The sequence below is a fragment of the Janthinobacterium sp. LPB2021202312-11-4 genome, assembly GCF_037049705.1.
Taxonomy (GTDB): Bacteria; Pseudomonadota; Gammaproteobacteria; order Pseudomonadales; family Pseudomonadaceae; genus Aquipseudomonas.
Window position 1 is genome coordinate 176985 of the sequence record NZ_JBAGKV010000005.1, and the last position, 18070, is coordinate 195054.

Annotated in this window: 14 protein-coding genes; 2 read left to right on the plus strand and 12 right to left on the minus strand. The window is 60.0% G+C overall.

Annotated elements, in window-relative coordinates:
- The first annotated feature begins 106 nt into the window (after positions 1-106).
- On the plus strand, positions 107-1165 hold the full coding sequence (gene nadA, locus V5E99_RS07770) for a quinolinate synthase NadA (RefSeq protein ID WP_201206148.1): 1059 nt from the start codon (positions 107-109) through the stop codon (positions 1163-1165).
- Positions 1166-1277: 112 nt separating this feature from the next.
- Here the strand turns inward: nadA and V5E99_RS07775 are convergent, their stop codons facing one another.
- The 12 genes from V5E99_RS07775 to arcD (V5E99_RS07830) form a co-directional block, all read right to left on the minus strand.
- Positions 1278-1766 carry an RDD family protein gene (locus V5E99_RS07775; RefSeq protein ID WP_499801915.1) on the minus strand — a complete coding sequence of 163 codons (489 nt, stop codon included), beginning with the start codon at positions 1764-1766 and terminating at the stop codon, positions 1278-1280.
- Between the two features lie 95 nt (positions 1767-1861).
- On the minus strand, positions 1862-2074 hold the full coding sequence (locus V5E99_RS07780) for a cold-shock protein (protein WP_007934683.1): 213 nt from the start codon (positions 2072-2074) through the stop codon (positions 1862-1864).
- A 393-nt stretch (positions 2075-2467) separates the two neighbouring features.
- On the minus strand, positions 2468-3592 hold the full coding sequence (gene gcvT / locus V5E99_RS07785) for a glycine cleavage system aminomethyltransferase GcvT (protein ID WP_499801916.1): 1125 nt from the start codon (positions 3590-3592) through the stop codon (positions 2468-2470).
- A gap of 42 nt (positions 3593-3634) precedes the next feature.
- Positions 3635-5011 (minus strand): L-serine ammonia-lyase, encoded by a 1377-nt coding sequence (locus tag V5E99_RS07790; protein WP_499801917.1) that lies wholly within the window; start codon positions 5009-5011, stop codon positions 3635-3637.
- A gap of 183 nt (positions 5012-5194) precedes the next feature.
- On the minus strand, positions 5195-8044 hold the full coding sequence (gene gcvP, locus V5E99_RS07795) for an aminomethyl-transferring glycine dehydrogenase (RefSeq protein WP_499801918.1): 2850 nt from the start codon (positions 8042-8044) through the stop codon (positions 5195-5197).
- 9 nt (positions 8045-8053) lie between these two features.
- Positions 8054-8437 carry a glycine cleavage system protein GcvH gene (gene gcvH / locus V5E99_RS07800; protein ID WP_163912573.1) on the minus strand — a complete coding sequence of 128 codons (384 nt, stop codon included), beginning with the start codon at positions 8435-8437 and terminating at the stop codon, positions 8054-8056.
- Between the two features lie 626 nt (positions 8438-9063).
- Positions 9064-10572, minus strand: coding sequence for a transcriptional regulator GcsR (gene gcsR / locus V5E99_RS07805; protein WP_499801919.1), 1509 nt, complete (start codon positions 10570-10572; stop codon positions 9064-9066).
- A 175-nt stretch (positions 10573-10747) separates the two neighbouring features.
- Positions 10748-11110, minus strand: coding sequence for a DUF5064 family protein (locus tag V5E99_RS07810; RefSeq protein ID WP_499801920.1), 363 nt, complete (start codon positions 11108-11110; stop codon positions 10748-10750).
- 63 nt (positions 11111-11173) lie between these two features.
- Positions 11174-12103 carry a carbamate kinase gene (arcC, locus tag V5E99_RS07815; protein WP_499801921.1) on the minus strand — a complete coding sequence of 310 codons (930 nt, stop codon included), beginning with the start codon at positions 12101-12103 and terminating at the stop codon, positions 11174-11176.
- Between the two features lie 190 nt (positions 12104-12293).
- On the minus strand, positions 12294-13304 hold the full coding sequence (locus tag V5E99_RS07820) for an ornithine carbamoyltransferase (protein ID WP_169373424.1): 1011 nt from the start codon (positions 13302-13304) through the stop codon (positions 12294-12296).
- 69 nt (positions 13305-13373) lie between these two features.
- Entirely contained in the window at positions 13374-14630 is a 1257-nt protein-coding gene (arcA, locus tag V5E99_RS07825; RefSeq protein WP_499801922.1) for an arginine deiminase, read from the minus strand.
- Between the two features lie 35 nt (positions 14631-14665).
- Positions 14666-16093 (minus strand): arginine-ornithine antiporter, encoded by a 1428-nt coding sequence (arcD, locus tag V5E99_RS07830; protein ID WP_499801923.1) that lies wholly within the window; start codon positions 16091-16093, stop codon positions 14666-14668.
- 479 nt (positions 16094-16572) lie between these two features.
- Between arcD (V5E99_RS07830) and arcD (V5E99_RS07835) the strand changes: the two genes are divergently transcribed.
- On the plus strand, positions 16573-18000 hold the full coding sequence (gene arcD, locus V5E99_RS07835) for an arginine-ornithine antiporter (protein ID WP_499801924.1): 1428 nt from the start codon (positions 16573-16575) through the stop codon (positions 17998-18000).
- Positions 18001-18070 lie beyond the last annotated feature (70 nt).

An 18070-nucleotide genomic window follows, 5' to 3' on the forward strand; every position in this document is an offset into this window, starting at 1 on the left:
CAACGCTGTGCCTGATGAATACTCACTCTCCCGGCGGTACCCAGTAGGGTCCGGAGCCGGGTGTATACTCGACTTTCGCGCGAAAGCGCCCGCAGGTCTTGCGATCATGACGCAAATTTCCGAACGCCTACTGGTTCAAGCCCACCTCGACGCCAAGCAGCCCAAGCCGCTGACGGTTGAGGAAGAGGCTTACTACCGCGCTGCCATCGCCGCCGAGCTCAAGGCTCAGGACGCGGTGCTGGTGGCTCACTTCTATTGCGATCCGGTGATTCAGGCCTTGGCCGAAGAAACCGGGGGCTGCGTCTCTGACTCCCTGGAAATGGCGCGCTTCGGCAATGCCCATCCGGCCAAGACCGTGGTGGTCGCCGGCGTTAAGTTCATGGGCGAAACCGCGAAGATTCTCAATCCCGAAAAACGCGTACTGATGCCGACCCTGGACGCGACTTGCTCGCTGGATCTGGGTTGCCCGGTGGACGAGTTCTCGGCGTTCTGTGATCAGCACCCGGAGCGCACGGTGGTGGTGTACGCCAACACTTCGGCGGCGGTCAAAGCCCGGGCCGACTGGGTGGTGACGTCCAGCTGCGCGCTGGAGATCGTCGAAAGCCTGATGGACAACGGCGAGACGATCATCTGGGGCCCGGACAAACACCTGGGCACTTACATCCAGCGCAAGACCGGCGCGGACATGCTGCTGTGGGACGGTGCCTGCATCGTTCACGAGGAGTTCAAGTCCAAGCAGCTCGAAGACATGAAGGCGCTGTACCCGGACGCGGCCATTTTGGTGCACCCGGAGTCGCCGACGTCGGTGATTGAGCTGGCGGATGCCGTCGGTTCCACCAGTCAGTTGATCGCTGCGGCGCAGACCCTGCCGAACAAGACCTTTATCGTCGCCACCGACCGCGGCATCTTCTACAAGATGCAGCAGTTGTGCCCGGACAAGGTCTTTATCGAGGCCCCAACGGCCGGTAACGGTGCAGCGTGCCGCAGTTGCGCACATTGCCCGTGGATGGCAATGAACACCCTTGAGCGCACGCTCAAGAGCTTGAAGGAAGGGACGAATGAGATCTTTGTTGATCCGGCGTTGATTCCGCAGGCGATTCGGCCGTTGAAGCGGATGCTGGACTTTACTCAGGCGGCGCGGATGAAGTTGGCGGGTAACGCTTAATAGAGCGGAATTTAAAGGCAAGATCAAAAGATCGCAGCCTTCGGCAGCTCCTGCACAGGTGTATGCAAAACCCCGTAGGAGCTGCCGAAGGCTGCGATCTTTTTTGTGGGCGCTACTTTTGTTTCTTTGGAATACGAACGAGCTGGGTGTTGGAGTACATGTCATGCCAGCTGCGTTTCTGTTTATCGAACAGCGGCCAGATAAACCCCAGCCCCACGCACAGCCACGACGCAATCGACACTACAAACCGCAGCAGCGCCTGCCACAGGCTGATCGACGAGCCATCGGCATTCTGCACGCGGATGCACCACACCTGCATGCCCAGGGTCTGGCCGGACCAGGTCCAGAACTTGGCGAAGAAACCGAACAGTACGAAAAACAGCACCGTCGACAGCAGTGGATCACCGTCCAGTGCGCCGGCTTCGGTCAGGGTGCGCATCTTGTCTTCGCCGATGATCGCCATCTGGATCATCTTGTAGATGCCGCTGGTGACGATCAGCAGGGCGGTGCACAACAGGAAGTCATAGAACATCGCTGCCAGGCGACGACCCAGGGTGGCGGCGGGAAAGTCGCCCTGGGGGTTGAGCAGGTGTTTCGACATGGCAGCCTCTGGGCGGAAAAAGAAGCCATTTTACGGATTTACGCGCACAAAAAAGCCCCTGATGTCAGCATCAGGGGCTTTTTCGTTACAGAAGGTTAGCCTTCTGCTTGTACTTCGTCAGCCTGCATGCCTTTCTGGCCTTGCACAGCGACGAAAGTCACTTTCTGGCCTTCTTTCAGGCTTTTGAAGCCGTTGCCCTGGATGGCGCGGAAATGCACGAACAGATCCGGACCGCTTTCAGGAGTGATAAAACCAAAACCTTTCTCGTCGTTAAACCACTTGACGGTACCGCTCTGACGTTGGGACATTTCTTATTTCCTTTGACGCAAAAATTAATGACAGTCTCCTTCTCATGAAAGAGTACTGGGGCTGGTTGCAGGAGAGTAAGAAGACGTCGAACGGGATGTAGCTAACTTGTAGGCTACTGCCCAGGTCACGATTCCAAGCGACCCATGCAAACACAGTGAACAAACTCTACGCCAACTAGCCGATAAAAAACAACCCCCTGTGTGAGGCCCGGTTTTGCTCGGCTTGGTGGCTGTTAGTCGGTCCACTAGTGCAGGCTTATACGATTGCAGTGTTCAAATGTTTTCGATCGTTATAAGCCAAGTTCATAAGCGAAAGCTTGCACTGTTTTATGGCGGTTGCGTTACAGATTAGTGCACTGTTAACGCAACCGCGTTACTTATAGAAACAGTCAATCAACCACGATAGTAGCGTTGTGGAACAAATGGCATTTTGCTTACAAGCAAAGGCACCTTTTTCCCACGAACTATCGCCCAAACCGGTGTGTCGAGTGTGATGTAAGCACTGTCGACGTAACCCATGGCCAGTGGACCGCCGAGGGTCGGCCCGAAACCACCGCTGCACACGCTGCCGATGATGTCGCCGGCTTCGTTGACGATTTCCGCGCCTTCGCGCACCGGCGTGCGTTCTTGCGGCAGCAGGCCAACGCGTTTACGACTGACACCGCCCTGTTGCTGGGCGAACACGTTTTCCGCGCCAGGGAAGCCGCCGGCCCGCGCGCCATCGGCACGACGTGGCTTGGAGATGGCCCACAGCAGGCTTGCCTCGATCGGGGTGGTCTGGGTGTTCATGTCATGGCCGTAGAGGCACAGGCCGGCTTCCAGGCGCAGGGAGTCGCGAGCGCCGAGGCCGATGGCGGCCACTTCCGGTTCGGCCAACAGGGCGCGGGCCAGGGCTTCGGCATTCGCGGCCGGTACGGAGATCTCGAAACCGTCTTCACCGGTGTAGCCCGAACGGCTGACAAAGCAATCCACGCCCAGCAGCTTCACCCGGGCGAACTGCATAAAGGTCATCTTCGCCACTTCAGGCGCCAGGCGCGCAAGTACTGTCACGGCGGCCGGCCCCTGCAGGGCCAGCAACGCACGTTCTTCGAACAGCGGTTCGATGGTGCACTGATCGCCGATGTGCTGTCGCAGGTGCGCCAGGTCTTGATCCTTGCAAGCGGCGTTGACCACCAGGAACAGTTCGTCGTTGCCCAGGTTGGCGACCATCAGGTCGTCGAGGATGCCGCCGGTCGCGTTGGTGAACATCGCGTAACGCTGCATGCCCACCGGTAGGTCGATGATGTCCACCGGCACCAGGGTTTCCAGGGCCTTGGCAGCATGGGCGCCGGTCAGGCGGATCTGGCCCATGTGCGAGACATCGAACAGCCCGGCCTGATCACGGGTGTGTTGATGTTCTTTCATCACGCCCAGCGGGTATTGCACCGGCATGTCATAGCCGGCGAACGGCACCATGCGCGCGCCGAGTTCGATGTGCAGGGCGTGCAGTGGGGTTTTCAGCAATGGTTCGGTGGACATATTCAGCTCCTGAAAAAGTGTGCAGATGCCGATGCGCGCGCATCAGCACTCGATAATGTTGACCGCCAAACCGCCACGGGCGGTTTCCTTGTATTTGCTTTTCATGTCGGCGCCGGTCTGGCGCATGGTGCGGATGACTTTGTCGAGGGAGACGAAATGCTGACCGTCGCCGCGCAGGGCCATGCGTACCGCGTTAATGGCTTTCACCGAACCCATGGCGTTGCGCTCGATGCACGGCACTTGCACCAGGCCGCCAATCGGGTCGCAGGTCAGGCCGAGGTTGTGTTCCATGCCGATTTCCGCCGCGTTTTCCACTTGCTGCACGCTGCCGCCGAGGACTTCGCACAACGCGCCGGCCGCCATCGAGCAAGCCACGCCGACTTCACCCTGACAACCGACTTCAGCGCCGGAGATCGAGGCGTTTTCTTTATAGAGAATGCCGATGGCCGCTGCGGTCAGCAGAAAACGTACAACGCCGTCCTCATTGGCACCGGGGATGAAGCGCATGTAGTAATGCAGCACCGCCGGGACGATCCCGGCCGCACCGTTAGTGGGCGCCGTCACCACGCGTCCGCCGTTGGCGTTTTCTTCGTTGACCGCCAGGGCGTAGAGGTTGACCCAGTCCAGCACCGACAGCGGATCGCGCAGGGCCGATTCCGGGTTTTTGCACAATTGCCGATGCAGCGCCGCCGCCCGCCGCTTGACCTTCAAGCCACCGGGCAAGATGCCTTCGTTGCGGCAACCGGCGGCGACGCAGTCCTGCATCACTTGCCAGATGTTCAGCAGCCCGGCGCGGGTTTCCGCTTCCGGGCGCCAGGCGCTTTCGTTGGTCAGCATCACCTGGCTGATGGACAAGCCGTAGGTGGTGCAGTGACTGAGCAAGTCCTTGGCGCTTTTGAACGGGAAGGTCAGCGGCGTGGCGTCTTCGACGATGCGGTCGGCGCCGGCGGCGTCTTCATCCACGACGAAGCCGCCGCCGACCGAGTAGTACTCGCGGCTGCGGATCTGCAGGCCGGCCACATCGAACGCACGAAAGATCATGCCGTTGGGGTGGTAGGGCAATGGTTTGCGGATCATTGCCAAGTGTTCTTTCTCGTTGAACGCAATGCTGTGTTCGCCGAGCAGGTTCAAGCGACCGTTGCCACGAATGACTTGCAGGCGGGCGGCGACGGTTTCGGTGTTCACGGTGTCCGGGTGTTCGCCTTCCAGGCCGAGCAGCACAGCCTTGTCGCTGCCGTGACCCTTGCCGGTGGCGCCGAGCGAGCCGTAGAGCTCGACCCTGATGCTGGCGGTTGCCGTCAGCAGCCCTTCACGGCGCAGACCTTCGGCGAAACGCGCGGCTGCGCGCATCGGGCCGACGGTGTGGGAGCTGGAGGGGCCGATACCAATCTTGAACAGGTCGAACACGCTTAACGACATGAGTTGTTCTCCGGTTTCTTGTTATAGCCGCCAACATCACGGAATTGCACCCGTAGGAGCTGCCGAAGGCTGCGATCTTTTGATCTTGCTCTTGATACGTAAGATCAAAAGATCGCAGCCTTCGGCAGCTCCTACGGGGTATGGGGTGTTCTTGAGGGGGCGAGCAAGCCCGCCCCCTCTAGATCAAGCGTAGCTTTCGATCGACGGGCAGGCGCACACGAGGTTGCGATCACCGAACACGTTGTCGACGCGACCGACCGGCGGCCAGTATTTGCCTTCGATCAAGGAGGCAACCGGGTACACCGCTTGCTCACGGCTGTACGGATGCGTCCACTCGCCAACAATTTCCGCTGCGGTGTGCGGAGCGTTTTTCAGCGGGTTGTCGTCCTTGTCCAGCGTGCCGTTTTCCACCGCACGGATTTCTTCGCGGATGCGGATCATGGCGTCGCAGAAGCGGTCCAGTTCTTCCTTGGATTCGCTTTCGGTCGGCTCGATCATCAAGGTGCCGGCCACCGGGAACGACATGGTCGGTGCGTGGAAACCGAAGTCGATCAGGCGTTTGGCGACGTCATCGACACTGATGCCGCTGCTGTCTTTCAACGGACGCAAATCGAGGATGCATTCGTGCGCCACCAGGCCGTTGCTGCCGGTGTAGAGCACTGGGTAATGCTCTTCGAGGCGACGGGAAATGTAGTTGGCATTCAGGATCGCCAGTTGCGAAGCACGCTTCAAACCGGCGCCGCCCATCATGCGAATGTACATCCAGGTGATCGGCAGAATGCTCGCGCTGCCGAACGGTGCCGCGCAGACCGCGCCTTCCTTGCGTTCCATCTGGGCGTGGCCCGGCAGGAACGGCGTCAGGTGCGATTTCACGCCAATCGGGCCAACGCCCGGGCCGCCACCGCCGTGGGGGATGCAGAAGGTTTTGTGCAGGTTCAAGTGCGACACGTCGCCGCCGAACTTGCCCGGTGCGCAGAGGCCGACCATCGCATTCATGTTGGCGCCGTCGATGTACACCTGGCCGCCGTTGTCATGAACGATGCCGCAGATTTCGCGGATGCCTTCTTCGAACACGCCGTGGGTCGACGGGTACGTGATCATCAGCGCGGCGAGGTGCTCGCGGTGCTCGATGGCTTTGGCGCGCAGGTCTTCGATGTCGACGTTGCCACGGGCATCGCACGCGGTGACGACTACGCGCATGCCGGCCATGTTGGCGGTGGCCGGGTTGGTGCCGTGGGCCGAGGACGGGATCAGGCAGATGTCGCGACGGTCTTCGCCACGGCTCTGGTGATAGGCGCGAATCGCCAGCAGGCCAGCGTATTCACCCTGGGAACCGGCGTTCGGTTGCAGGGAGATCGAATCGTAGCCAGTCGCGGCGCAGAGCATCGCTTCCAGTTCGTCGGTCAGTTGCTGGTAACCGGCGCTTTGTGCGGCCGGGGCGAACGGGTGCAAGGCACCGAACTCAGCCCAGGTCACCGGGATCATTTCGCTGGCAGCGTTGAGTTTCATGGTGCACGAACCCAGCGGGATCATGGTGCGATCCAGCGCCAGGTCCTTGTCGGCGAGCTTGCGCAGGTAGCGCATCAGCTCGGTTTCCGAGTGGTAACGGTTGAACACCGGGTGGCTGAGGATTGGCGATTGGCGAACCAGATCGGCCGGGATTGTGCTTTGAACGCTTGCAGCCAATGCCGCGAAGTCCGGCAGCGCTTTGCCGTCGGCCAGCAGCGCCCACAGGGTTTCCACATCGGCTTGCGAGGTGGTTTCGTCGAGGGACAGGCCCAGACGTTCGGCATCGACCACGCGCAGGTTGATCTGCTGGGCGTGTGCCTTGTCGTGCAGCTTGGCGGTGTGGGCGCCGGTCTTGATGGTCAGCGTGTCGAAGAAGTTTTCCTGCTCAACCGTCAGACCGATTGTGCTCAAGCCCTTGGCCAGAATCGCGGTCAGGTGATGAATGCGGTTGGCAATCTGCGTCAGACCTTTCGGACCGTGGTACACGGCGTACATGCTGGCGATGTTGGCCAGCAGCACTTGTGCGGTGCAGATGTTCGACGTGGCCTTCTCGCGGCGGATATGTTGCTCGCGAGTCTGCATCGCCAGGCGCAGGGCCGGCTTGCCGAAACGGTCCACGGAGACACCGACCAGACGGCCAGGCATGTCACGCTTGAACGCGTCTTTAGTGGAGAAATAAGCCGCGTGCGGGCCACCGAAACCCAGCGGCACGCCGAAGCGTTGTGCGCTGCCGATGGCCACGTCAGCACCGAACTCGCCCGGCGGCGTCAGCACGGTCAGGGCCAGCAGGTCAGCGGCTACGGCGACCAGCGCGTTAGCGGCGTGGAAGCGTTCGGTCAGTTCGCGGTAATCAAACACGTCACCGTTGCTGGCCGGGTATTGCAGCAGTGCGCCGAAGAACGGCGTCACGTCGGTCAGTTCGAGTTCGTCGCCGACCACCACGTCAATGCCCAACGGCTCGGCACGGGTGCGCAGCACGTCGAGGGTTTGCGGGTGGCAATGCACGGAAGCGAAGAAGGCGTGGCTGCCCTTGTTCTTGCTCAGGCGTTTGCAGAAGGTCATGGCTTCGGCAGCGGCGGTGGCTTCGTCGAGCAGGGAGGCGTTGGCGATCGGCAGGCCGGTGAGGTCGCTGATCAGGGTCTGGAAGTTCAGCAGCGCTTCGAGACGGCCCTGGGAAATTTCTGGCTGATACGGGGTGTAAGCGGTGTACCAGGCCGGGTTTTCCAGCAGGTTGCGCAGGATCGGCGACGGCGTGTGGGTGCCGTAGTAACCCTGACCGATGAAGGTCTTGAACAGCTGGTTTTTACTGGCGATGGATTTGATCAACGCCAGGGCATCGGCTTCGCTCAGGCCATCTTCGAGGCCAAGCACGCTGGTGCCTTTGATGCTGTCCGGAATCACGCTGGCGCTCAGGGCTTCCAGGGAGTCGAACCCGAGGCTGTTGAGCATCGCTTGCTCATCACCGGCGCGTGGGCCGATGTGGCGGGCGATGAATTCGTTGGCAGTGCTGAGATTGATCGTCATGGCGGCTCCTCAGGCTTCGGCGTTGGCTTTGATCAGACGGTCGTAGGCGTCTTGATCCAGCAACTTGGCGACCGCCGAGGCGTCGGTTGGCTGAAAGCGGAAGAACCAGCCTTCGCCCAGTGGATCTTCGTTGACCAGTTCAGGGCTGCTGTCCAGGGCCGGGTTCACTTCCAGCACGTCACCGTCCAGTGGCATGTACACGCCGCTGGCGGCTTTGACCGATTCCACGGTGGCGGCTTCTGCGCCTTTGTCGTAGGACTGCAGCTCCGGCAGTTGTACGAAAACCACGTCGCCCAAGGCGTTCTGTGCGAAAGCCGTGATGCCGACGGTGACGCTGCCGTCAGCTTCGGTGCGCAGCCATTCGTGATCTTCAGTAAAACGCAACTCGCTCATGGAAACTCCTAAGGGGGCCAGACTCGTCTGGTGGACGCGATTGAAGGCTCGGGCTAAAAGCCCTGCTTTATGAGCGGTTACTTAGCAAAATCGCGGCCAATGTTGTTAAGTGCTTATAAAACAATGAGTTAAGAGTTTGTAATGGGCGGGCGAATTAAAAGCGTGTAGCGAAATCGCTACAGCCCAAAGCCTGGAAAAAAGCGTATGAGGATCAAAGCCTTGCACAGCGGTGATTGGAAGAGGGTGTAACGATATCATTCCGCTGTAGCGCTTTCAGTACAGATGCAGGTCGCTTTTAAACAGGTTAAAAGCCCTCGAATTGAAACCCGACCCGTAGGAGCTGCCGAAGGCTGCGATCTTGTCCCAGGCACTACAAGGCTAAAGTCAAAAGATCGCAGCCTTCGGCAGCTCCTACGGGGGGTGGGTGCATGTATGTGGGTTGCTGCGATTTTGTTCTTGGCGCCGCAAGGCTAAAGTCAAAAGATCGCAGCCTTCGGCAGCTCCTACGGGGGTCTGTGCATGTATGTGGGTTGTTGCGATTTTGTTCTTGGCGCCGCAAGGTCAAAGTCAAAAGATCGCAGCCTTCGGCAGCTCCTACGGGGCTTTGGTGTTTGGGGAGCCGAGGCTTACGGTTTGTTGGGAATGCCGTACTTGCGCAATCGATGGGCGATTGCGGTGTGGGAGGTTTGCAGGCGGTTGGCCAGTTGCCGGGTCGAGGGGTAGCTGACGTAGAGTTTTTCCAGCAGGTTTTTCTCGAACTCTTCCATGGCCTGCTCAAGGCTATCCACTTCGCTGTCGCTCTGGCGTGCCACCGAGGTGCCGGCGATGTCGAGGTCGCCGATGTCCACCAGGCTGCTTTCGCAGATCGCGGCGGCGCGGAAGATCACGTTCTGCAATTGGCGCACGTTGCCGGGCCAGCGATTGCCCAGCAGCGCCGGATAAGTACCGGGCGCCAGGCGACAGACCGGGCGCTGGATCTGCGCGCAGGCCTGCTGCATGAAGTAGCGGGCCAGCAGCAGAATGTCCTGGCCGCGTTCACGCAATGGCGGGACTTCGACGTTGAGCACGTTGAGGCGATAGAACAGGTCTTCGCGGAAGGTGCCTTCGCTGACCATTTTTTCCAGGTCGCGGTGGGTCGCGCTGAGGATGCGCACATTGACCTTGACCTCGCGATCACCGCCGACCCGCCGAAAACTGCCGTCATTCAAAAAGCGCAGCAACTTGGCCTGCAAGTACGGCGACATCTCGCCGATCTCATCGAGAAATACCGTGCCCTGGTTCGCCAGTTCCATCAGCCCCGGTTTGCCGCCCCGTTGCGCGCCGGTGAAGGCGCCGGGGGCATAGCCGAACAGTTCGCTTTCGGCGAGGTTCTCCGGCAGGGCCGCGCAGTTCAGCGCCAGGAACGGCGCACTGTGCCTTGCACTGATGGCGTGGCAGGCCCGGGCCACCAGTTCTTTACCGGTGCCGGTTTCGCCCTGGATCAACAACGGTGCATCGAGGGCCGCGACCCGTTGGGCACGGGCCTTCAACGTCCGAATCGCCGGGGATTCGCCGAGCAGCGCATCGAAGCCTTCGGCATGATCGTGGTGCAGCGCCGACAGGCGTTCGCCGATGCGGCTCGGTTGATACAGGGTCAACAGGGCGCCGGCGTCGGTGATCGGCGTGGCGTCCAGCAGCAGGGTCTGGCCGTTGACGGTGATCTCGCGCAGCGGCAGGCGAAAGCCGTTTTCCAGCAAGGCATCGAGCAGCGCCGGGTCGGCAAACAGATCGGCGATGCTTTCACCGGCCGGTTCGCGACCGTAAAGGGCAATCAGCGCCGGGTTGGCCAGCAGCACTTTGCCGGCGCTGTCCAGGGCCAGGACCGGGTCGGTCATCGCTGCGAGCAAGGCGTCGAGCTGCAAGTGCCGACGCTGGCCCGGCAGGATGTCGACCACCGTCACCGCTTGCACGCCGCGCACGCTGAACAGCGCATCGCGCAGCTCTTCGAGCACTTCCGGGCTCAGGGTCGGGGCGTCGATGTAGACGTTGGGCGGCACCATCTCCACCGCATCCAGATTGAGATTGCGCCCACCGAGCAAGGCCAGGACTTCCTGGGTAATGCCAACGCGGTCGATGAAGCTGACGTGGATACGCATGGGGCGGTTTTTGGTTCTGGCGTGCGGAGGGTGGCAAGTATGCCTTGGAGCGGGGTGTCAGGTGAAATCGGCAATGGGGATTGGCGGAAAAGATCGCAGCCTTCGGCAGCTCCTACGGGGGTACACGCTCGGCGTAGGAGCTGCCGTAGGCTGCGATCTTTTGATCTTTCAACGGTTATTCGAGGTGTTCGGGGCTTACCGGGTCGCCGGATTTCATATTCAGTTGCACCCGCACATCTTCAAACATCGCATCGTAATGTTTGTGCACCGAGCCGATCTGGCTGTGGGTCTTGGGAATCCCGTACTGCTCGGCGATTTTCGTCACGTTGCTGGCGAAGTTGTAGGCCTGATCCTTGGGCAGGAAAAACGACTCTTTCATTTCCTTGCCCTGAATCGTGCCATGCACGGTGAACAGCATTCCCTTGCCGTCATGAGGATCTTGCGTCACCTCATAATCGATGTGCACGTTGTAGCTGACATCGTCACCGTTCAGCGCATGACGCTCGATGTGCAAGTGACCGGATTCGAACGTGGCCATAAGCGTTTCTCCTTCGAAGGCATTGGAGAACGGCAGACCCCGGGCCTGCCGCTGAGTTTCTTTTTAGAGGTAAGTAATGCCGGGTGTCGCGGTGCTGATGCGGGTGCCGGCCTTGCCCTGGACGATTGCTTCGATGTCCGAGAGTGAACCGATGACCGCGACTTTGCCAGTATTGCGCGCGAACTCGCAGGCGGCCTGGACCTTCGGCCCCATGGACCCGGCGGCGAAGCCGAGTTTTTCCATGTCGTCGGGGTGGGCCTGGGCGATGGCTTTCTGGGTCGGTTTGCCGAAATCGATGAACGCGGCGCTGACGTCGGTGGCGATCACCAGCAGATCACTTTCCAGTTGCTCGGCCAGCAGCGCCGAGCACAGGTCCTTGTCGATCACCGCTTCCACGCCTTCGAGTTTGCCGCTGGCGCCGTACATGGTCGGGATACCGCCACCGCCGGCGCAGATCACGATGCTGCCCTTGTCCAGCAGCCACTTGATCGGGCGGATTTCGAAGATGCGCTTCGGCCGTGGGCTGGCGACCACGCGGCGATATTTGTCGCCATCGGGGGCAATCGCCCAGCCTTTTTCGGCGGCGAGTTTTTCTGCTTCGGCTTTCAGGTACACCGGGCCGATGGGTTTGGTCGGGTTCTGGAAGGCCGGGTCCTTGGCGTCGACTTCGACTTGGGTCAGCAGGGTGGCGAACGGCACTTCGAAGTCCAGCAGGTTGCCCAGTTCCTGTTCGATGATGTAGCCGATCATGCCTTCGGTTTCGGCGCCGAGCACGTCCAGCGGGTAGGGCGACACCGAGGTGTAGGCCGCCGCTTGCAACGACAGCAGCCCGACTTGCGGGCCATTGCCGTGGGCGATGACCAGTTGGTTGCCGGGGTAGATCTTGGCGATCTGTTCAGTGGCGACGCGGATGTTGGCGCGTTGATTGTCCGCGGTCATGGGTTCACCACGGCGGAGCAGGGCGTTACCGCCCAGAGCAACGACGATACGCATAATGCAGTCCTTTCAGAAAAGGGAACGGGCAGCACAATGATCGTTCACGTTGGGTCGTGGGAACGATCATCGTCCCCGTAGGAGCTGCCGAAGGCTGCGATCTTTTGACTTTGCTTTTTAAAATCAAGATCAAAAGATCGCAGCCTTCGGCAGCTCCTACGGGGTCAGGTCATGAAGCTGTTTTCGGCTGTTAGATATCCGCCAACGCCGACACCAGGATCGCCTTGATGGTGTGCATGCGGTTTTCCGCTTGCTCGAAGGCGATGTTGGCCGGCGATTCGAAGACTTCTTCAGTCACCTCAACGCCGTTGGCCAGGTGCGGATAACGCGCGGCGATGTCTTTGCCGACCTTGGTTTCGCTGTTGTGGAACGCCGGCAGGCAGTGCATGAATTTCACGCGCGGGTTGCCCGAGGCTTTCATCATCTTGGTGTTGACCTGGTACGGCAGCAGTTGCTCGATGCGCTCGTCCCACGCTTCCACCGGCTCACCCATCGACACCCAGATATCGGTGTGGATGAAGTCCACGCCTTTGACCGCTTCTTTCGGGTCTTCGGTGATGGTGATGCGCGCGCCGCTTTCTTCGCCGAAGGCTTTGCACTGGGCGATGAAGTCCGCGTGTGGCCACAGGGCTTTCGGCGCGGCGATGCGCACGTCCATGCCCAGTTTGGCGCCGATCATCAGCAGCGAGTTGCCCATGTTGTAGCGCGCGTCGCCCAGGTAGGCGTAGCTGATTTCGTGCATCGGTTTGTCGCTGTGCTCACGCATGGTCAACACGTCGGCGATCATTTGCGTCGGGTGGAATTCAGCGGTCAAACCGTTGAACACCGGCACGCCGGCGAACTTGGCCAGCTCTTCGACGATTTCCTGTTCAAAGCCACGGTACTCGATGGCGTCGAACATCCGGCCCAGCACGCGAGCGGTGTCTTTCATGCTTTCTTTGTGGCCGATCTGCGACGACACCGGGTCGATGTAGGTGACGTGGGCGCCCTGGTCATGGGCCGCGACTTCGAAGGCGCAACGGGTGCGGGTCGAGGTTTTTTCGAAGATCAGCGCGATGTTTTTGCCTTGCAGGTGTGGACGCTCGGTGCCGGTGTACTTGGCGCGTTTGAGGTCCCGGGACAGGTCGATCAGGTAGTTGAGCTCGCGAGTGGTGTGGTGCATCAAGCTCAGCAAGCTGCGGTTGCGCATGTTAAAAGCCATTTTGGATCTCCTTGGGTTTCGGTTATCCGCCTGCTCCGCGCTTTATAAGCACGAAGCAGGGCATACGAATTAATAGTCGATAGGGTCGCGAATGATCGGGCAGGTCATGCAATGGCCGCCGCCACGGCCGCGACCGAGTTCGCCGGCGCTGATGGTGATCACTTCCACGCCAGCCTTGCGCAGCAGGGTGTTGGTGTAGGTATTGCGGTCGTAGCCGATCACCACGCCCGGTTCCAGGGCCACCACGTTGTTGCCGTCATCCCACTGCTCGCGTTCGGCGGCGAAGCTGTTGCCGCCGGTTTCCACTACACGCAGGGTTTTGAGGTTGAGTGCCTTGGCGACGGTGTCGAGGAAGTTGGTTTCTTCGCGTCGGATGTCGATGCCGCCCGGTTTGCTCTCGTCAGGACGCAGGGTGAAGGCGACGATCTGACTGACCACTTCCGGGAAAATGGTGACGAGGTCGCGGTCGCAAAAGCTGAACACGGTGTCCAGGTGCATCGCGGCGCGGGACTTCGGCAGACCGGCAACGATCACGCGCTCCACGGCTTTGTGCTTGAACAGGTTCAGCGCCAATTGGCCGATGGCCTGGCGGGACGAGCGTTCGCCCATGCCGATCAACACCACGCCATTGCCGATTGGCATCACGTCGCCGCCCTCCAGCGTCGCGTTGCCGTGTTCCTGATCCGGGTCGCCGTACCAGACCTGGAAGTCGGCGTTGGTGAACTCGGGGTGGAATTTATAGATGGCGCTGGCCAGCAGGGTTTCCTGACGGCGCGCCGGCCAGTACATCGGGTTCAGGGTCACGCCACCGTAGATCCAGCAGGTGGTGTCGCGGGTGAACTGGGTGTTGGGCAGTGGCGGCAGAATGAAGCTGGAGTGGCCGAGGAAGTCGCGGAACATCTCGATGGTCTTGCCGCCGAAGCTGTTCGGCAGGTCATCGGCGGACACACCGCCAATCAGGAACTCGGCGATCTTGCGCGGCTCCAGGCTGCGCAGCCACGAACCGACTTCGTTGACCAGGCCCAGGCCCACCGAATTGGCGGTGATCTTGCGTTCAAGAATCCAGTCCAGGGCTTCGGGGATCGCAACGATGTCGGTCAGCAGGTTGTGCATTTCCAGCACGTCGATGTTGCGTTCACGCATTTTGGTGACGAAATCGAAATGGTCACGCTTGGCCTGGGCGACCCACAGCACGTCATCGAACAGCAATTCGTCGCAGTTGTTCGGGGTCAGCCGCTGGTGGGCCAGGCCGGGGGAGCAAACCAAGACTTTGCGCAGTTTGCCGGCTTCGGAATGTACGCCGTACTTAACTTTTTCCGTGGTCATTACAGTGATCCTCCAGATGACAAATCATTCAGGTGTTACAGGGTCAGGAAGCCGTCGTACAGCCCGTAAGCCGCCACCAGGGCGCCCACGACAACTGCAGCGAAAATCAGCTTCTCGACATTGGTGAAAACCGGTTTGCCCACTTCCATCTTGGCTTTGGCGAACAGGATCGCGCCGGGGGCGTAGAGCAAAGCGGAGAGCAGCAGGTATTTGATGCCGCCGGCGTACAGCAGCCAGACCGCGTAGATCACGGCGATGCCGGCGATGGTCAGGTCTTTCTTGCGTTCGGCCAGGGCCTTTTCATAAGTCTCGCCGCGTACCGCCAGCAGCAGGGCATAGGCTGCCGACCACAGGTACGGCACCAGAATCATCGAGGTGGCGAGGTAGATCAGCGACAGATAAGTGCTGGCCGAGAACAGGGTGATGATCAGGAATATCTGCACCATCGCGTTGGTCAGCCACAGCGCGTTGGCCGGCACATGGTTGGCATTTTCGCGGCGCAAAAACGCCGGCATGGTGTGGTCCTTGGCGGCGGCGAACATGATCTCCGCACACAGCAGCACCCAGGACAGCAAGGCACCGAGCAAGGAAATGATCAGGCCGATGCTGATCAGCACCGCGCCCCAGTGACCGACCACATGTTCCAGCACCGCCGCCATCGACGGGTTCTGCAACTTGGCCAGTTCCGGTTGGGTCATGATGCCCAGGGACAACACGTTCACCAGCACCAGGAACAACAGCACGGTGATGAAACCGATCACGGTGGCTTTACCGACGTCGCTGCGTTTTTCCGCGCGGGCCGAGAAGATGCTCGCGCCCTCGATGCCGATGAACACCCAGACGGTGACCAGCATCATGTTGCGCACCTGGTTCATCACGCTGCCCAGGCTGGTGTTTTTTGCGCCCCAGATGTCAGCGGTGAAGATGTCCAGTTTGAACGCGAACACGGCGATCAATACAAACAGCAGCAACGGCACGACCTTGGCAACGGTGGTCACCAGGTTGATGAACGCCGCTTCCTTGATCCCGCGCAACACCAGGAAGTGCACGGCCCAGAGCAGCACCGAGGCGCCGATCACCGCCGCGACCGTGTTGCCTTCGCCGAAAATCGGGAAGAAGTAGCCGAGGGTACTGAACAGCAACACGAAGTAGCCGACGTTACCCAGCCAGGCACTGATCCAATAACCCCAGGCTGACGAGAAACCCATGTAGTCACCGAAACCGGCCTTGGCGTAGGCGTACACACCGCCGTCCAGGTCAGGTTTGCGGTTGGCGAGGGTTTGAAAGACGAACGCCAGGGTCAGCATGCCAACGGCAGTAATGGCCCAACCAATTAATACGGCGCCGACGTCAGCACTGGCCGCCATGTTTTGCGGCAGGGAGAAGATCCCGCCACCAATCATTGAGCCAACCACTAACGCAACCAGCGCGCCGAGTTTCAGTTTTCCGGGGGATTCAGACATTGCATGACTCCAATGCAGGAGAAGAGAGACAACAGATTAAATCTGTTAACTGTGCAATTAGCTGATATAGATCAGTGCATGGGCACATTCCATTGTTAATGAAAGACTTATGAACTTTTCGCCGGCATAAAGGTATCGCTGGAAAGCCCATTCCAGACGGCTTGGATAGATCGAACGGGTATAACCCGTAGTGCATGGAGCTTTTTAAGCTAGTTCGTATTCTGGTTTTCGCAACTTTTTGGTGTCTGTTTTCAGTACAGAATTGCTTTATCAGGATTGACACATAAAACTGCTATACGCCAATAGCGATAGATTGATCGGCTATAAATAAGAGACGTTCATGGGCGTTAATTAATAAACGTAATAACGCCTTATCTATTTAGTTAAATTCAATTGTGTGACGGTTGCTGTGGCCAGGGGTTTGCTGTGGTGAGGGGGCCCCTCGCCACAGATTCAGTTCAATAAAGAGGAATGCAGGAATGTCGCAACCGACGCAAAAGCTACGCCTGAGCGCGTTGATCGCCCTGGTGGTCGGGTCGATGGTGGGTGGCGGGATCTTCTCTCTGCCGCAAAACATGGCGGCCCGGGCCGATGCCGGGGCGGTGTTGATTGGATGGGCGATCACCGCTGTCGGCATGTTGACCCTGGCGTTCGTGTTCCAGACCCTGGCCAATCGCAAACCCGAGCTGGACTCCGGGGTGTACGCCTACGCCAAGGCCGGGTTCGGCGACTACATGGGGTTCTCTTCGGCCTGGGGTTACTGGATCAGCGCGTGGATGGGCAGCGTCGGCTATTTCGTCTTGCTGTTCAGCACCCTCGGTTATTTCTTCCCGATCTTTGGCCAGGGCAACACGCCGATCGCCATCGGCTGCGCGTCGGTGTTGTTGTGGTCGGTGCATTTTCTGGTGATGCGCGGGATCAAGGAGGCGGCGTTCATCAACCAACTGACCGCCGTGGCGAAGATCGTGCCGCTGATCATGTTCATCGTTATCGCCGCCGTGGCGTTCAAGGCTGACATTTTTACCCGTGACATCTGGGGCGAGAGCAACCCGAACTTCGGCGGGGTGATGGACCAGGTGCGCAACATGATGCTGGTGACGGTGTTCGTGTTTATCGGCATCGAAGGGGCCAGCGTGTACTCGGCCCGGGCGGAAAAACGTGCTGACGTGGGGCGGGCGACGGTCATCGGTTTTCTCGGGGTGTTGGCGCTGCTGGTGCTGGTGAATGTGCTGTCGCTGGGGATCATGAGCCAGCCGGAACTGGCCGCGTTGCAGAACCCGTCGCTGGCCTCGGTACTGGAGCGTATCGTCGGCCCCTGGGGCGCGCTGCTGATCAGCATTGGCCTGGCGATTTCCCTCGTCGGGGCGCTGCTGTCCTGGGCGTTGCTCTGCGCCGAGATCCTCTTCGCCACGGCGAAAGACAAAACCATGCCGGCGTTCCTGACCAAGGAAAACGCCAACCATGTGCCGGTCAATGCGCTGTGGCTGACCAATTCTATGATCCAGATTTTCCTGTTGATCACCCTGTTCTCCGCCGGCACTTACACCAGCCTGATCTACCTCGCTTCCTCGATGATTCTGGTGCCGTACCTGTGGTCGGCGGCCTATGCGGTGCTGTTGAGCGGGTGCGGCGAAACCTACGAACACGCTTCGGCCGAGCGCACCAAAGACCTGCTGATTGGCGGTATCGCGTTGAGCTATGCGGTGTGGTTGTTGTATGCCGGCGGGGTGAAGTACCTGCTGCTGTCGGCGCTGCTTTACGCGCCGGGGGTGATCCTGTTTGCCAAGGCCAAGCGCGAGCAGGGTGAACCGTTGTTCACCCCTATCGAGAAGGGGATTTTTGCCTGTGTCGTCAGCGGTGCGGGGCTGGCGGCGTATGGGTTGTATAGCGGGTTGTTGTCATTGTGAGCAGGGGCGGAATTTGTGGTGGCGGGGCCGGCCTCTTCGCGAGCAAGCCCGCTCCCACAGTTGGAATGCA

Bases quoted from the DNA above. Each gene is read 5' to 3' on its own strand.
- arcD (WP_499801924.1), top strand. From the start codon at position 16,573: ATGTCGCAACCGACGCAAAAGCTACGCCTGAGCGCGTTGATCGCCCTG.
- nadA (WP_201206148.1), top strand. From the start codon at position 107: ATGACGCAAATTTCCGAACGCCTACTGGTTCAAGCCCACCTCGACGCC.
- arcD (WP_499801923.1), bottom strand. From the start codon at position 16,093: ATGTCTGAATCCCCCGGAAAACTGAAACTCGGCGCGCTGGTTGCGTTA.
- arcC (WP_499801921.1), bottom strand. From the start codon at position 12,103: ATGCGTATCGTCGTTGCTCTGGGCGGTAACGCCCTGCTCCGCCGTGGT.
- V5E99_RS07820 (WP_169373424.1), bottom strand. From the start codon at position 13,304: ATGGCTTTTAACATGCGCAACCGCAGCTTGCTGAGCTTGATGCACCAC.
- gcsR (WP_499801919.1), bottom strand. From the start codon at position 10,572: ATGCGTATCCACGTCAGCTTCATCGACCGCGTTGGCATTACCCAGGAA.
- V5E99_RS07775 (WP_499801915.1), bottom strand. From the start codon at position 1,766: ATGTCGAAACACCTGCTCAACCCCCAGGGCGACTTTCCCGCCGCCACC.
- V5E99_RS07780 (WP_007934683.1), bottom strand. From the start codon at position 2,074: ATGTCCCAACGTCAGAGCGGTACCGTCAAGTGGTTTAACGACGAGAAA.
- V5E99_RS07810 (WP_499801920.1), bottom strand. From the start codon at position 11,110: ATGGCCACGTTCGAATCCGGTCACTTGCACATCGAGCGTCATGCGCTG.
- gcvP (WP_499801918.1), bottom strand. From the start codon at position 8,044: ATGACGATCAATCTCAGCACTGCCAACGAATTCATCGCCCGCCACATC.
- V5E99_RS07790 (WP_499801917.1), bottom strand. From the start codon at position 5,011: ATGTCGTTAAGCGTGTTCGACCTGTTCAAGATTGGTATCGGCCCCTCC.
- gcvH (WP_163912573.1), bottom strand. From the start codon at position 8,437: ATGAGCGAGTTGCGTTTTACTGAAGATCACGAATGGCTGCGCACCGAA.
- arcA (WP_499801922.1), bottom strand. From the start codon at position 14,630: ATGACCACGGAAAAAGTTAAGTACGGCGTACATTCCGAAGCCGGCAAA.
- gcvT (WP_499801916.1), bottom strand. From the start codon at position 3,592: ATGTCCACCGAACCATTGCTGAAAACCCCACTGCACGCCCTGCACATC.